At 66.6% G+C, this 14,070-nt stretch carries 12 protein-coding genes; 6 read left to right on the plus strand and 6 right to left on the minus strand.

Annotation, left to right across the window (positions count from 1 at the left end; genetic code table 11):
• Nucleotides 1–125: 125 nt before the first annotated feature.
• The gene (locus ACW6W5_RS01005) at nucleotides 126–2,228 is read right to left on the minus strand and encodes a phosphoglycerol transferase I (RefSeq protein WP_121040670.1); all 2,103 of its coding nucleotides are present in this window, start codon (nucleotides 2,226–2,228) and stop codon (nucleotides 126–128) included.
• Between the two features lie 284 nt (nucleotides 2,229–2,512).
• Entirely contained in the window at nucleotides 2,513–4,153 is a 1,641-nt protein-coding gene (locus ACW6W5_RS01010) for an ABC1 kinase family protein (protein WP_193222736.1), read from the minus strand.
• 181 nt (nucleotides 4,154–4,334) lie between these two features.
• On the opposite strand from ACW6W5_RS01010, the gene ACW6W5_RS01015 reads away from it, so the two are divergent.
• A complete protein-coding gene (locus ACW6W5_RS01015; protein WP_121040668.1) occupies nucleotides 4,335–5,246 on the plus strand; it encodes a DUF808 domain-containing protein in 912 nt (303 codons plus the stop codon).
• Between the two features lie 12 nt (nucleotides 5,247–5,258).
• On the opposite strand, the gene ACW6W5_RS01020 is transcribed toward ACW6W5_RS01015, so the two are convergent.
• Genes ACW6W5_RS01020 through ACW6W5_RS01030 form a run of 3 tightly spaced genes read right to left on the minus strand, consistent with a single transcriptional unit; the run spans nucleotide 5,259 to nucleotide 8,061 of the window.
• On the minus strand, nucleotides 5,259–5,918 hold the full coding sequence (locus ACW6W5_RS01020) for a hypothetical protein (RefSeq protein WP_152150886.1): 660 nt from the start codon (nucleotides 5,916–5,918) through the stop codon (nucleotides 5,259–5,261).
• A gap of 10 nt (nucleotides 5,919–5,928) precedes the next feature.
• Nucleotides 5,929–6,453 (minus strand): RNA polymerase sigma factor, encoded by a 525-nt coding sequence (locus tag ACW6W5_RS01025; RefSeq protein WP_152150888.1) that lies wholly within the window; start codon nucleotides 6,451–6,453, stop codon nucleotides 5,929–5,931.
• A gap of 45 nt (nucleotides 6,454–6,498) precedes the next feature.
• On the minus strand, nucleotides 6,499–8,061 hold the full coding sequence (locus tag ACW6W5_RS01030) for a GGDEF domain-containing protein (protein WP_152150890.1): 1,563 nt from the start codon (nucleotides 8,059–8,061) through the stop codon (nucleotides 6,499–6,501).
• 132 nt (nucleotides 8,062–8,193) lie between these two features.
• On the opposite strand from ACW6W5_RS01030, the gene ACW6W5_RS01035 reads away from it, so the two are divergent.
• The 5 genes from ACW6W5_RS01035 to ACW6W5_RS01055 all read left to right on the plus strand — a co-directional run bounded on the left by ACW6W5_RS01035 (nucleotide 8,194) and on the right by ACW6W5_RS01055 (nucleotide 13,402).
• Nucleotides 8,194–8,832 (plus strand): NAD-dependent epimerase/dehydratase family protein, encoded by a 639-nt coding sequence (locus ACW6W5_RS01035; protein ID WP_152150892.1) that lies wholly within the window; start codon nucleotides 8,194–8,196, stop codon nucleotides 8,830–8,832.
• 71 nt (nucleotides 8,833–8,903) lie between these two features.
• Nucleotides 8,904–9,782, plus strand: a complete 879-nt coding sequence (locus ACW6W5_RS01040; RefSeq protein ID WP_088433557.1) for a tryptophan 2,3-dioxygenase — start codon at nucleotides 8,904–8,906, stop codon at nucleotides 9,780–9,782.
• Between the two features lie 243 nt (nucleotides 9,783–10,025).
• On the plus strand, nucleotides 10,026–11,528 hold the full coding sequence (locus ACW6W5_RS01045; RefSeq protein ID WP_121040656.1) for a peptide MFS transporter: 1,503 nt from the start codon (nucleotides 10,026–10,028) through the stop codon (nucleotides 11,526–11,528).
• An 8-nt stretch (nucleotides 11,529–11,536) separates the two neighbouring features.
• The gene (locus ACW6W5_RS01050; RefSeq protein WP_152150894.1) at nucleotides 11,537–12,145 is read left to right on the plus strand and encodes a thioredoxin family protein; all 609 of its coding nucleotides are present in this window, start codon (nucleotides 11,537–11,539) and stop codon (nucleotides 12,143–12,145) included.
• Nucleotides 12,146–12,265: 120 nt separating this feature from the next.
• On the plus strand, nucleotides 12,266–13,402 hold the full coding sequence (locus ACW6W5_RS01055; RefSeq protein WP_152150896.1) for a hypothetical protein: 1,137 nt from the start codon (nucleotides 12,266–12,268) through the stop codon (nucleotides 13,400–13,402).
• A 24-nt stretch (nucleotides 13,403–13,426) separates the two neighbouring features.
• Here the strand turns inward: ACW6W5_RS01055 and ACW6W5_RS01060 are convergent, their stop codons facing one another.
• Entirely contained in the window at nucleotides 13,427–13,915 is a 489-nt protein-coding gene (locus ACW6W5_RS01060; protein WP_088433561.1) for a MarR family winged helix-turn-helix transcriptional regulator, read from the minus strand.
• Between the last annotated feature and the right edge of the window lie 155 nt (nucleotides 13,916–14,070).

Below are 14,070 nucleotides of genomic sequence, written 5' to 3' on the forward strand. Positions count from 1 at the left end.
CCGATGCAGGTAGTGCCGGCCGCTGGCCGGCAGATAGACGATGCAGAAAGAACCGGGAGCCGGCCAGCGGCCGGCACTACCGATAGGGACAGCCGACGGTCGCCGAGGCCGGCCGGGTTACCTCATCAGCCGCGGTTGCCGCGGCGCGACGGCACCAGCGCGAAGGTATCCACGGCCAGCTTCTCGGCGTGGTTCAACCAGGCGCGCACTTCCAGATCATCGACCTCGTGGTCCAGGCCGAAGCTCAGGTTGATGCGACCCTCGGCATCCGGCTGTACCCACTGCTGGGCGACCACCACCTTGCGCTGCGAGGAGACCGCTTCGATCCAGAAGCCGCGGTCGGGTGACTGCTTGGTCACCAGCTGCACCATGTACTGGCCGGCGCGGGTGCGGCGGCCCTTCTGGGTGATCATGTGCGCCTGGCGGATGCTCGGGCGCGGGCCGTTGAACGGATCCAGCGGGCCATCCACCGCCACGCCACCGCGCAGCTGGTCATCGCGGAACAGCTTGATGCCCTTGTCCTGGTTGACCAGCATCGCGCACCAGTCGCCATCGGCCGAGCCATCCTCGAACGCGGTGCAGCGATCCACGTAGGCCAGCGTATTGGACGGATCGGCCAGATCGAACTGCTTGGAGGTGTTCTCCAGGTAGACCGATTTCAGATCCCAATGCTTGTCGTACTCCAGCAGCACCGGCGGCTGCACATGCTGCAGGCCGATCACCACCTGGTTGTCGTCATCGATGCGTAGCTGGCGGGTCTTGTCGCCCAGCCACAGCGAGCGCGAGAACGCCAGGTAACGCGGGTAGTCCTTGCCGTTGTCGCGGAACACCGCCGCACTCGCACTGTCCGAACGTTCCGGGTGCAGCAGCGAGCGGCCGAAGCCGATCGAATCGATGGCCGGATCGATCAGGCTCAGCAGGGTGGCGCCCGAATCCAGCGTCGAGCCGGCCGGCGCGGTCAGCTGGCGCGGGGCGATGTCCTTGCCCAGGAACAGCAGCAGATTCTCGCGGTCCTGCTTGGCGAGGATGTGGCTGAGATCATTCGGCATGGCCAGGTGATCGGAAGCGATCACGATCAGGGTGTCTTCGCCGTACGGGCTGGCCTGGATACGGTCGACCAGCTTGGCGATCAGCCCGTCGGTGCACTTGAGCGCATTGAGCATGCCGATGTTGCCGTGCTCGCTCTGGTAGCGGGTGCCTTTGCAGGCCACGGGCAGGTGACCGGCCGGGTGATGGGTGTCCATGGTCAGCGTGGTCAGCATGAACGGCTCGCCCTTGCGCGAGAGCTGCACGAAGCGGTCGTACGCCTTGTCCAGCAGCACGTCGTCATGCACGCCCCACGGCGAGAAGTGCGCGCGGGTGATCTTCTGCTGCTTGAACCAGGCCAGGTCGTCCACGGTATCGAAGCCATGCGTGGCCAGGAACTGGCCCTTGCCGGCGAACTGGCCGTTGGCCCCGCCCAGATAGTGATTGGTGTAGCCCTGCTGCTTGAGGTAATCGCCCAGGCAGACCGCTTCGGGCAGGAAGCTGCCCATGCGGCCCATGCTGTTCTCATCTTCCTTGGCGGTGGTCAGCGGCACACCGCACATCGAGGAGACCAGCCCGGCGATGGTCCAGCCACCGCCCTCGGCCGAGACCAGCCCGCGCACATCCAGCGACTGCGCGGCCAGCCGGTTGATGTTGGGCATCAGGTCCGGGAAGGTGGTTTCATTGAGATAGGTGCGTTCCAGGCTTTCGCCGTAGATCCACACGATGTTGCGCGGCTTGGTCAGCGGCTGCTGTGGCACGCGGTACTCGGCCTTGACCATGCTGTAGTCGACCGGGCGCATCTGCTGGTACAGGCGCTGACCATCGCTGTAGAGCGGGCTGACCACGATCGCGACGAACCACATCGCCATGAAGCCGGCGAACACGGCCTTGCCATGTGCGGGGCGATCCCGACGACGGAAGCGCGCCAGCAGCAGCGGGGACAACGAGAGCAGGGCCAGTGCGATGAAGCCGGCGATGTAGTGCTTGAAATCGGCGATGCCGGCGCCTTCCATGTCCGCACCGAGGTGGTACAGGGTGGCGGCATTGAGACCATCACCGGACAACTTGTTGATCAACCACCACGCACTGAGGGTCAGCAGCAGCAATGACATCAGGCTTGCCTTCCACCACACCCATGTGTCAGATGCGAGGAACAGCCAGGCGAGCAGCAACAGAGACAGCAGCAGGATCCAGAGCATAAGCACTTTTGGCAGTGGAGACAGGTGGTGATGGACGTCATGACGACGTATGTCCCATCCGACCGGCTGTCCCAACCACACATGCATGACAAGCCGATGACTCGATCATGCCTGCACGAACCTGACTGAAATGTTTGTTGAAAACGACATTCGTACACACGCATCGCACCGCGATATGCGACGTAAAACACGCGTGAAGAAGCGCGCACGATGCTGCAGTGCATCGTGCGTTATCCGTGGTGTTTTCCGTTGGGTCTGAATGCGTGGTATGCGCGGCAGGTACGTCAGCGGTGCCCGCGTTCTTCCTTCGAGCGCGCACGACGATCGAAGATCAACGCACTGAGGATGATGCCCAATCCCAGGAACACACCGATCAACATCAAGGTGAATGCGATGGCCGGATAGCCGAACAGATGCCAGCCGGTATCGACCTTCATCATCATCGCCGCAGCAAGTATCAGGGCGGCGGTGACGATGCCGGCAGAGACACGGTTGGCGATCTTCTGCAGATTTTCCATCAGGCGTGATTCTTCCAGCCCGGTGACCTTCATCTGCAGGCGGTTCTCGGCGAGCAGCGCGAGGATGTCGGTCATCTTGCGCGGCCCATCGCGCAGCAGCTGCTGCATCTCCATCGCCTCGCTGGCGAGATTGGCGGCGGACAGTGATTTCTTCAGGCGTGCGCGCATCACGTGCTGCAGCTGCTTCTCCACGATGCGGCGCGTATCCAGGTCCGGTGACAGCAGCCGGCACACGGTTTCCAGATTCAGCAGCGCCTTGCCGAGCAGGCTCAGCTCCGGCGGGGTGCGCAGGCCACTGGCGGTGGCGATGCGGACCAGGTCCAACACCACGCGGCCCTCGGAGAAGCTACTGTTGGCGGCATATCGCGCAATGATCTGCCCGGTCTCGCGCAGATAGCGTTCCTCATCGAAGAACTCCAGCCGTGTGCTGATGCCGATGATTTCATCGGCGACTTCTTCGCCGCGCCCATCCACCGCCGCGAACAGCAGTTTCAACAAGCGCTCGCGCAGGCGTGGCGGCATGTGCGCGACCATCCCCAGATCGAAAATCGCCAGGCGACCGGCCGGCGTGACGCGTAGATTGCCAGGATGCGGATCGGCGTGGATCTCGCCGTGCACGAAGATCTGGTCGACATAGCCACGGATCAATGCCGCGGCGAGCGGCGCCATCGGCTGCTCCGTGCGGCGCACATCGGGGATCATGTCCACGCGCACGCCCTGGGCCAGCTCCATGGTCAACACGCGGTGGCTGCAGTAATCCCAGATCGGCTGCGGCACCCACAGTGGTTTGAACGGCTTGAGGTGCTGGCCGAAGCGTTGCAGGTTTTCGGCCTCAGCCTGGTAGTCGAGCTCCTGCATCAGGGTTTTGGCGAACTCATTGAGCCAGTCGCGCAGGCGCACGCGGCGGCCGACCTGAGTGAGGTGGTCAGCGGCCAGCGCGAAGCTGCGCAGCACCTCCAGATCCGAGCGCAGCTGCGCGGCGACCTCCGGCTTCTGCACCTTGACCGCCACCTGGCGGCCATCGTGCAGCTCGGCGCGGTGCACCTGGGCGATCGAGGCGCAGCCCAGCGGGACGGGGTCGAAGCTGGCGAACAGCTTGGATACCGACGCGCCCAGTTCCTTTTCGATGATCGCCGCGACGCGCTCGACCGGAATCGGCGCCACGTTCTCCTGCATGCGCTCCAGGGCCGTGGCGAACTCCACCGGCACCATGTCCGGGCGGGTGGAGAGCATCTGGCCCAGCTTGACGAAGGTCGGCCCCAGCGATTCCAGGTCGGTGACGAACTGCTCCGGGTTGCCGTCCGGCGGCACATCGTGGACCGCGCGTGCGTCCAGGTTCATGCCGGAAAACACGCCGGAATTACGGTAGCGCAACAGCAGGCGCAGGATCTGGCTGCGGCGGTTCATGCCCTTGACCAGCGACGGCGAACCGGTAACGACGGGCGTGGTATTCAAGCAGGACTCCGGGGCGACGATCACCGGCAGTGTGGCCGGGCGGCAGTGGTGGGCCGGTGAATCCGCCCCCGCTACCGCGACAGGGGCCGGATCGGTCAGAATCGGCGCTCCCGCTTCCTCCTTTGGATCCACCATGGCCGGTGCCAGTCTGTTCGCGTTGCTCGATGACATTGCGTCCCTGCTGGACGATGTGTCGGTGCTGACCAAGGTGGCGGCCAAGAAGACCGCCGGCGTGCTCGGCGACGACCTCGCGCTGAACGCGCAGCAGGTGACCGGGGTCAGCGCCAACCGTGAGCTGCCGGTGGTGTGGGCGGTGGCCAAGGGCTCGCTGGTCAACAAGGCGATCCTGGTGCCGGCGGCGTTGGCGATCAGCGCCTGGCTGCCCTGGGCGATCACCCCGCTGATGATGATCGGTGGCGCCTTCCTCTGCTACGAGGGCGTGGAGAAGCTGGCGCACCGCTTCCTGCATTCGCGCGATGAGGATGAACAGCGCAAGGCCGAGCGGGCCAAGGCCCTGGCCGACGAGAAGGTGGACATGGTCGCGTGGGAGAAGGACAAGGTGAAGGGCGCGATCCGCACCGACTTCATTCTGTCGGCCGAGATCATCGTGCTGTCGCTGGGCGTGGTCTCCAGCGCGCCGTTCCTCAACCAGGTCAGCGCGCTGGTGGTGATCGCGCTGGCGATGACGGTGTTTGTCTACGGCCTGGTCGCCGGCATCGTAAAGCTGGACGATCTGGGCCTGTACCTGTCGCGCAAGGGCGCGGCGCTGGCGGCGGTCGGCCGGGGCCTGCTGGTGGCCGCACCGTGGCTGATGAAGTTCCTCTCGGTGGCCGGTACCGCAGCGATGTTCTTGGTCGGTGGCGGCATCCTGGTGCACAGCATCGCGCCGCTGCATCACGCCATCCTGGCAATGGGCGGCGATGGCAGCTGGGGCTGGTTGATCAACGCGCTGGGCAACGTGATCGTCGGCGTGGTGATCGGCGCGGTGGTCCTGGCGGCGGTGACCGGGTTCCAGAAGCTGCGCGGGGCCAAGCCCGCGCACTGAGGGGCGACCCCATCAGGCCGGCTCCCAGCCGCGCAGGGCCTCCAGCTCGGCGTGTGCGTGGGCCAGCCGGCGGCCGGACAGCGCATCGATCACGCGCTGCAGCCACGGCGAGGCCGGTGCGCGCTGGGCCCAGCGGCGGGCAAGGATCAAGGCGGCCAGCATGGCCAGCGTCCCCGCGCCCAGCGAGGCGAGCAGCCACGGCGCGGCAAAGGCGCCCAGATCCACGCCCCAGGCCTGCCAGGCCACCAGCACCGGCACGGCCAACCATAGCCAGCACCACGGCAGGCCGAGCAGCAGCTCGGTCAGCGCGGTGTGGCGACGCAGCGCGGCCAGCTGCTGCGATTGCGCCAGCACCGTCTGCGTCGGCTGCAACTGCCGGCGGCGATGCAGGCGGGTGATGCTGGCGATGATCACCGCGATGCAATAGGCATGCAGCGCCACCGCGCTGAGCATCACCGCCAACGGAGGTTGCTGCCACCACTGGCTGCCGCAGTACACCGCCACGGCCAGCCAGACCACCAGTTGCAGCCCCTGCCACAGGCTGAAGAGGCCGAGCTGGCGTTGAACGCTGCGTTGCCGATGGCTGCGCCACGCTTCCAGCGCGAAGGTTTCCTGCGCATCGGTGGGGGTGCCGACGCTGTTCCACAGGTGCTTGAGGTCATCCGGTTGCATGGCGGGGCTCTCAGTCGGTGGGGTTCAGGCGCGTGCGCAGTTGCTGGCGCAGGCGGTGCAGGCGGGTGGAGACGTTGGCGACGCTGATGCCCAGCACCTCGGCGATCTGCCGGTGGTCGTGATCGTCCAGGTGCAGCAGCATCAGGGCACGGTCCAGTGGCGGCAGCGCATGGATGGCCACCTCCAGCTGATGCAGGGCATGGCGTTGCTCGGGGGGTGCACGGTCGTCCGCGGCGGGCAGGTCGTCGGCCAGCGCGGCGTGGTGGCGCTGCCGATGCTGCTGCCGGCGCCATTGCGAGATCGCCACGTTGAGCGCAAGCCGGTACAGCCAGGTCGAGAAGCGCGCCCGCGCCGGGTCGAATTCCTCGAATGCCGCCCATGCCTGCACGCTGATCTCCTGGACCAGATCGAGCCGATCCTCAGGGTGGCGGCAATAGCCGCGCGCCACCTTCAGCACGATGCCGCGGTGCTGCTCCAGCAGCGCGGCGAAGCGCGGGCGCAGATCAATGTCGGTAGCGGGCCGTGTCATGTCCATACCCGGGTGATTCGCGCCGGTGCGCGGAATATCACAGGCGCGGGCTCAGCGCGGTGGCTCGGCCGCCAGTACGCGGTTCTTGCCGACCCGCTTGGCCGCATACAGCGACGCATCGGCACGCCGCAGCAGCGCCTCGGCTGGCTCGCCCGGCTGCCATTGCGCCAGCCCGGCGCTGAAATGCACCGGCACGCGCTGTTCGTCCAACGGCAGCGGCCGCTGCGCCAACGAACGCTGCAGCCGAAGCAGGGTGGACATGCTGTCCGCTGCAGGTGTTTCCGGCAGCAGCAGGACGAACTCATCGCCGCCGAGCCGGGCGATGGCATCGCTGCTGCGCAGGTGCAGCTGGCAGACGGTCACCAGGTGGCGAAGCACCGCATCGCCACCGGCATGGCCATGCAGGGTATTGGTCTGATGGAAATCGTCCAGGTCCAGCAGGGCCAGCGCCAGCGGATGGCCGTGGCGGGCGGCACGCGCCAGTTCGCGCTCCAGCAGCTCATCCAGACCGCGGCGGTTGAGCGCACCGGTCAGCGGATCGGTCCGGATCAACCCGGAGACCTCGCGCAGCTCCTGCTCCAGCTCGGCGATGCGCTGTTCGGCCTGTTCCACTTCACGGCGTGCATTGCCCAGGTGGTCGCGCGCCTGCAGGGCCTGATCCTGCACCCGGCCGGTGTCCTGCAGCACGTCCTGCAGCAACTGGTTGAGGTCGGCGATGCTGCGCGCTTCCTTCAGGGCCAGCGCGTAGCTGCTGATCCGGTCATGGTATTCGCCCGTGCTCACCGCCATGCCGTCCAGGCGCTCGATGAAGCCCCCCATGACGTTCTTCATCGCCGCCTTGGATTCGACGATGCCCTGCTTGAGCAGCCCCTGCTTGTAGATCACCTCGCGCAGGTTGGCGCGCGCCTGTTCGACCGAATCGCGATCCAGCGGGCCGCCGATCAGCGAACGCACCGCGTGGACCTGGCCGTGCAGCCAGCTGCTGTCATCGAGCAGCTCGCTGATATTGTCCAGCAGCAGATCGAACAGGCTCAGCAGCAGCTCCTGCTGTTCCTGCCAGCCATCGCTGCGCACGCCGATCTGGTGCGAGAGCTCGCGCAGCCGTTGTTCGATCGGCTGCAGCGGCTGGCCGGGATGCCAGTGGCGCAGTTCACCGGCCAGCTGCACCGGCTCCTCGCGCAGCTCGGGCATGTTCTGCAGCAGGCTGGCCACGGTCACCCCGACGGTATGCCGCAGCAGCTCGCGCAGGCGCAGGCTGTCGGGCTGGCCATCCGGGGTTTCCTGTTCGATGGTGCGGATGTACTTGTCGATCAGCTGGCGCATCGCGCGGCCATAGCTGACCCAATCCGCGCTGCGCTGCGCCGACTGCAGGCGCAGGCCCATGTCGCCCAGCTCGCCGGGCAGGGTGGACATGCCATTGGCGAACGCGGCCAGCAGCGGCTCGGGCGCATCGATGCCGGCGAACAACCGTTGCAGCATCGCGCTGCTGCCCCCCTTGGGGCCGGGCGCCGGCTCGCTGGCGGCCTCCACCCCTGTGCCCACGCTCTGCCGCCGCGACAGCAGCCGCCCGACGGCGGTGCCGGGGCTGGGGGGAGCGTCGTGCGGGTCCGTCATGCGGCAGATCCTTGCAGGGCACGGCCGGAGCCGGAGCGGTGGAGAGGTGGGAACAGTATCGGCGCAGTGGGGCCGGCCTTGAACCGGTCATGCATGGCAGGATGGTAAGCACGGCGACGGCAGGAGAGTGCGATGAAGGTGATGCTGGTGGGGGCGACCGGACTGGTCGGCAGTCATGTGCTGCGGCAACTACTGGACGACCCCCGTTGCGATGCGGTGATCGCCCCGACCCGCCGCGCGCTGGATACCACGGATGCAGCGCTGCTCAACCCGGTGGTGGACTTCGCACAGTTGCCGGGCGAGGCCGACTGGTGGGCGGTGGATGCCGTGATCTGCGCGCTCGGTACGACGATCAAACAGGCCGGCAGCCAGGAGGCGTTCGCACGGGTCGACCATGATTTTCCGCTGGCCGTGGCACAGCAGGCACGCGCCCGCGGCGCGCATGCCTTCGCGTTGAACTCGGCGATGGGCGCCGATGCGGGCGCGCGGCTCTTCTACAACCAGGTCAAAGGCCGGCTGGAGCAGGACCTGCGGGAGCTGGGCTACCCGTCGCTGACCCTGGTCCGGCCCGGACTGATCGGCGGCGAACGTGCCGAGCGGCGTACCGGCGAGCATCTGGCCAGCGTGGTGCTGGGGGTGCTCGGTCCGGTCCTGCCGCGCGCCTGGCGGATCAATCCGGCCGGGACGATTGCCGCCGCGCTGGTCGAGGCGGCGTTGGTGCCGACGCCCGGCGTCAGGATCGTGGGTTCGGCCGATCTGGCGGCGCGCTGAGCCGCTGACGGCCGGATGCGCGGCCCCCCGGCCACTGCGCTACCCTTTCAGCCCCTTTAGCGGTCCCTGCCATGTCCGTCGACAAGAACCAACGCGATCTCGAAGCTGGTATCCACACCGATCTGGAGGGGCGGCTGACCTACGGCGGCTACCTGCGCCTGGATCAGCTGCTGTCGGCCCAGCAGCCGCTGTCCAACCCGCCGCACCACGACGAAATGCTGTTCATCATCCAGCACCAGACCTCCGAGCTGTGGCTGAAGCTGCTGGCACACGAGCTGCGCGCGGCGATCGGCTTCCTGCAGCGCGACGAGGTCTGGCAGTGCCGCAAGGTGCTGGCGCGCAGCAAGCAGGTGCTGCGCCAGCTGACCGAGCAGTGGTCGGTGCTGGAGACGCTGACCCCTTCGGAGTACATGGGTTTCCGCGATGTGCTGGGCCCGTCCTCGGGCTTCCAGTCGCTGCAGTACCGCTACATCGAGTTCCTGCTGGGCAACAAGAACGCGCAGATGCTGCAGGTGTTCTCGCATGACCCGGCCGGCCAGGCCCAGCTGCAGGAGGTGCTTGATGCCCCCAGCCTGTACGAGGAGTTCCTGCGCTACCTGGCCCGCTTCGGCCATCCGGTCCCGGCCGGCTATCAGGGGCGGGACTGGCAGCAGCCGCACGTGGCCGACGATGCGCTGCACCCGGTGTTCGAGCGGATCTACCAGAACACCGACCGTTTCTGGCGTGAGTACGCGCTGTGCGAAGACCTGGTCGATCTGGAAACCGCCTTCCAGCTGTGGCGGTTCCGCCACATGCGGACCGTGATGCGGGTGATCGGCTTCAAGCGCGGCACCGGCGGCTCCAGCGGGGTCGGCTTCCTGCGCCAGGCGCTGGAACTGACCTTCTTCCCGGAGCTGTTCCAGGTGCGCACCACGATCCGCAACGACGACCCGATGCCGCCGGACGCCTGATCCGGCATCGGCCGCAATAAGCCTATTCATATTTACCTGCCGCATCCGCCGTACGGTGCGGCAGGCCCCGCCGTTGCTGCGCTGCCGGGTTTTGCCCGGAAGTTGCAGATGCAAGTTCAGCGACCATGCTGCCAGCGGTCCACATCAGCGTGTATTTGACGTGAACGTGGTTGGTCTGGGATTCTCCCGCGCTGCTTTCGCACATCGGACGTGCATGTCTTCCACCGAACCCAGGAATCCCGCATGAGCGTAGACGCCGCCGCGAAATCCGTTCCCGATCCGGCGCTGCCGGAGTTCAAGACCACGCTGGGCCATCCGCGCCCGTTGTGGATGCTGTTCATGACCGAATTCTGGGAACGCTTTGCGTTCTACGGCATCCGTTGGGCCCTGGTGCTGTACATCGTCGCGCAGTTCTTCGACGGTGATTCGGCCGGCCAGGCCGCCGCCAGCCGGACCTACGGTGCCTATCTGGCGCTGGTGTACGCCGCCGCCATCTTCGGTGGCTACGTCGCCGATCGGGTGCTGGGCTACCAACGCTCGATCCTGACCGGCGCGGTGATCATGGCCGCCGGCCTGTTCATGGTCGCCATGCCCAACAAGGAAATCTTCGAACTGGGCCTGGCCACGATCATCATCGGCAACGGCCTGTTCAAGCCGAACATCTCCACCATGGTCGGCAAGCTGTACGGCCTGAAGGATGAGCGCCGCGATTCGGGCTTCACCATCTTCTACATGGGCATCAACATCGGCGCGATGATCGCCCCGGTGCTGACCCAGTACCTGGCCGAGCGCGTGTTCGGCACCCAGGCGATGCCGTCCTACAAGATGGTCTTCATCGCCTCGGGCATCGGCATGCTGATCAGCCTGGCCTGGTTCTACGTTGGCCGCGCCGGCCTGAAGGGCATCGGCGCCCCGCCGGCCGGTGCAGAGGGCTATGGCCGCATCGTGATGGTGTTCATCGGTGCGATCGTGGCGATCCCGATCGCGTTCTTCCTGCTCTCCACCGGCGCCACCGCGCTGGCCTGGATCCTGGGCGCGATGTTCATCGCGCTGGCGATCCTGCTGCTGGTTGAAGGCATCCGCGAAGGCAAGGTCCAGCGCGACCGCGTGATCGCGATGCTGATCATCTTCACCTTCAACGTGATGTTCTGGATGTTCTTCGAACAGGCCGGCAGCTCGTTCACCTTCCTGGCCGACAACATCGTCAACCGCAACCTGGGCGGCTGGGAATTCCCGACCGCCTGGTTCCAGTCGGTCAACTCGGTGGCGATCATCACCCTGGCCCCGATCATTGCCTGGATCTGGATCAAGCTGGGCCGCGCCAACCCGTCGATCCCGCGCAAGTTCGGCCTGGGCCTGCTGTTCAACGGTGCGGCGTTCGCGCTGCTGATGGTCGCCCTGTCGAGCATGGTCGTGGATGGCAAGATTCCGTTCTGGACGCTGTTCATGGTCTACGTCATCCAGTCCGTCGGTGAGCTGTGCCTGTCGCCGATCGGCCTGTCGATGGTGACCAAGCTGGCCCCGGTGCGCCTGGTTGGCTTCGGCATGGGTGGCTGGTTCCTGTCCACCGGCATCGGCAACAACATGTCGGGCATCTTCGCCGGCGTGGTCAGCGGCGAAGGCGGCATGACCGTGGAATCGGCGCTGAAGGGCTACACGTTCGGCTTCTGGGCGTTGATCATCTCCGGCGTGGTGCTGTTCCTGGTCGCCCCGCTGATCAACAAGCTGATGCACGGCGTCAAGTGAGGAAGGCGATGCGCATGAAAGCCGCGGGAATGTCGATGATCGTGGCCGGCCTGCTGGCCGCCTGTTCGCCGTCGTCGGCGCCTACCGCGGCGCCTGCGCAGCCGCTGGATACGTCCGAGCAGAAGGCCCCGGTCGCCGATCCCGGCGCACCGGTGGCCTCGGGCAACACCCCGGCCGCGGCGGACATCGCCGCGATCGCGGTGCTCAACGCCCAGTTCGATCCCGCCCGCGATCCGGTCGCCGATCTGGCCACGGCCAAGGTCGAGGCCCAGCGCGGGGGCAAGCGGATCATCCTGGATGTGGGCGGTGAGTGGTGCCCGTGGTGCCATCTGATGGATGGGTTCATCGAAGGGGATGCGGAGATCCGCCGCTTCCGCGATGCGAACTATGTCTGGATGAAGGTCAACTACAGCGAAGAGAACGAGAACGCGGCGTTCCTGTCGCAGTTCCCGCCAGTGAAGGGCTACCCGCACCTGTTCGTGCTCGATGCCGACGGCACGCTGCTGCATTCGCAGTTCACCGGTGAGCTGGAAGCGGACAAGGGGCAGAAGAAGGGCTACGACCGTGGCCGCTTCTTCGCCTTCATGAAGCAATGGGCGCCACCCAAAGCGTCGTGATCTGGAAAAGGCCGCGGATTCCGCGGCTTTTTTTTGCCCTCAATTTGTCCGCTGCCCTGCCGCTACCCCCAAGGACCTCATGCCGCGCTGTTCGTGGCGGACAACCGACGGAATCGACGCATGCAGCCGGGCACCAGCGACAGCACCACCGAAGTCTCTCTTGATGCGTCGGCCGGCGTGAGCCTGCCGCCGGTCGATGTGCTGCTCGATGACCACACCGCACCCGATGCGCTGGAGGCCGACACGCCGGCGCCGGGCGCGATCCGCTACCGCCTGCCGATGGTCTCCGTGCCCGACAACGTGCTGCTCAAGGCGGCCGTGCAGAAACTGGTGGAGCAGAAGGCGCAGCTGGACACGCTGGCACGCCAGGGCACGCTGCCGGGCCTGATTCCCACCGAGTGGCAGGGCAGCGGCCTGCGCGGCGTGGACCTGCAGGGCTTCGTGCTGAGCGTGGTGCCGTTCCTGCAGAACGCCAGCAAGGACGAAACCGCCCCGGCGCGCCTGCCGCTCAAACATGTGCTGGGCGACGCCGGGCGCTGGGACCAGCTCGATGTCGCCGAACCCAAATCGCTGGCGTTCTTCCTGGCCAGCGATGACCGCGCCACCGCCGGCACGAAGGATCCGGCCGAGGTGTATCTGGTCGGCGCGCTCGGCCTGGCCTGGGCGCACGAGGGACGTACCCGCCCGGGCTTCCTGCGTGAGATGGGCTACGACAGCATGGCCGCCCGCGTGCACCTGCTGCCTTATCCGGCGGCGGCGCAGCTGGCGCTGTACAGCGTCACCGCGCATGGCATGACCCAGATCTGGTGCGTGATGGACCGCCGCAAGGTACGGCCCTTGCTGGCACCCTGGATCAGCGTGCCGCTGCTGACTGCCTACGGGGTCAACGCCCCGCAGACCTGGCCGACCAGCTTCCCGGCGGTTGACGAGGTGGCCGCGATGCTGGCTGCCGCGCGTGGTGGCAAGGGGCCGGTCGAAGCGGACCTGGGCAAGGTGGCCGCGAAGGTTGCCCAGGACGCCTCAGGCGAAGCCTGGATGCCGGTCAGCCTGCTCCAGGTCGGTACGTGGTCACCGCGCTGGCGCTACTTCATGGCCACCTTCATCGGCCTGCCATCGCTGCTGCTGGTGGTCGCCGCGCTGGCTCTGCCGGGTGCGATCGAAGCGGCCGCCGTGGCCGCCTCGCTGGGGTTTGCCGGCGGTGCCATCGGCGCGCTGGCCGCGCCGTGGGTGCATGCGCGGCGCAAGCACCTGAGCTGAGCCGCAACGACCAACGGTCGCTGGCTACTCGTCCATCCGTTGCAGGCCTTCCCCGGCCAGGCGCAGGATCAGCGTCTCCAGCATCTGTTCTTCGTCCTCGCTGAGCACGGACATCAGCTTGCGGGTGATGTCGATCACCAGCGGCGCGATGGTCTCGTACACCTCGAATCCGGCCGCCGACAGCGCCAGCACCGAGCGGCGGCGGTCATCGCCATGGGTTTCACGCTTGATGAAGCCCCGTTCGAGCAGTCTGGCCACGGCGCGGCTGACCGCGACCTTGTCCATCGCGGTGCGATCGGACACCTCGCTGGCCGACGAGCCCGGATACAACGCCAGGACCGTGATTACCCGCCACTCGGGGATCGCCAGGCCATAACGGTCGCCGTACAGCTTGGCGATGTTGCCGCTGACGCGGTTGGACAGAACGCTCAGCCGGTACGGCAGGAACTGCTCCAGATCGAGCAGGGCGTGCGATGCGCGGATGCTGTGACTGCTGGGATCGGGCGGGCTCATGCTGCGGTGCACCTTGATGGTGGTTTCATGTGAAACTATAACCTACGTTCCGGACTCCGCATTCTCGCGGGTCTGCCTTCCTACCGCACCTGGTTTTTTCCGATGCGGACTGCTTTGGAGCCACAGCATGACCAGCCAAACGAGCACCGCGTCCT

The sequence above is a fragment of the Stenotrophomonas sp. IS26 genome (assembly GCF_054188265.1).

Coding starts and splice junctions, on each gene's coding strand:
- ACW6W5_RS01005 (WP_121040670.1), bottom strand. CDS start 2,228: ATGCTCTGGATCCTGCTGCTGTCTCTGTTGCTGCTCGCCTGGCTGTTC.
- ACW6W5_RS01010 (WP_193222736.1), bottom strand. CDS start 4,153: ATGAACCGCCGCAGCCAGATCCTGCGCCTGCTGTTGCGCTACCGTAAT.
- ACW6W5_RS01015 (WP_121040668.1), top strand. CDS start 4,335: ATGGCCGGTGCCAGTCTGTTCGCGTTGCTCGATGACATTGCGTCCCTG.
- ACW6W5_RS01020 (WP_152150886.1), bottom strand. CDS start 5,918: ATGCAACCGGATGACCTCAAGCACCTGTGGAACAGCGTCGGCACCCCC.
- ACW6W5_RS01025 (WP_152150888.1), bottom strand. CDS start 6,453: ATGGACATGACACGGCCCGCTACCGACATTGATCTGCGCCCGCGCTTC.
- ACW6W5_RS01030 (WP_152150890.1), bottom strand. CDS start 8,061: ATGACGGACCCGCACGACGCTCCCCCCAGCCCCGGCACCGCCGTCGGG.
- ACW6W5_RS01035 (WP_152150892.1), top strand. CDS start 8,194: ATGAAGGTGATGCTGGTGGGGGCGACCGGACTGGTCGGCAGTCATGTG.
- ACW6W5_RS01040 (WP_088433557.1), top strand. CDS start 8,904: ATGTCCGTCGACAAGAACCAACGCGATCTCGAAGCTGGTATCCACACC.
- ACW6W5_RS01045 (WP_121040656.1), top strand. CDS start 10,026: ATGAGCGTAGACGCCGCCGCGAAATCCGTTCCCGATCCGGCGCTGCCG.
- ACW6W5_RS01050 (WP_152150894.1), top strand. CDS start 11,537: ATGCGCATGAAAGCCGCGGGAATGTCGATGATCGTGGCCGGCCTGCTG.
- ACW6W5_RS01055 (WP_152150896.1), top strand. CDS start 12,266: ATGCAGCCGGGCACCAGCGACAGCACCACCGAAGTCTCTCTTGATGCG.
- ACW6W5_RS01060 (WP_088433561.1), bottom strand. CDS start 13,915: ATGAGCCCGCCCGATCCCAGCAGTCACAGCATCCGCGCATCGCACGCC.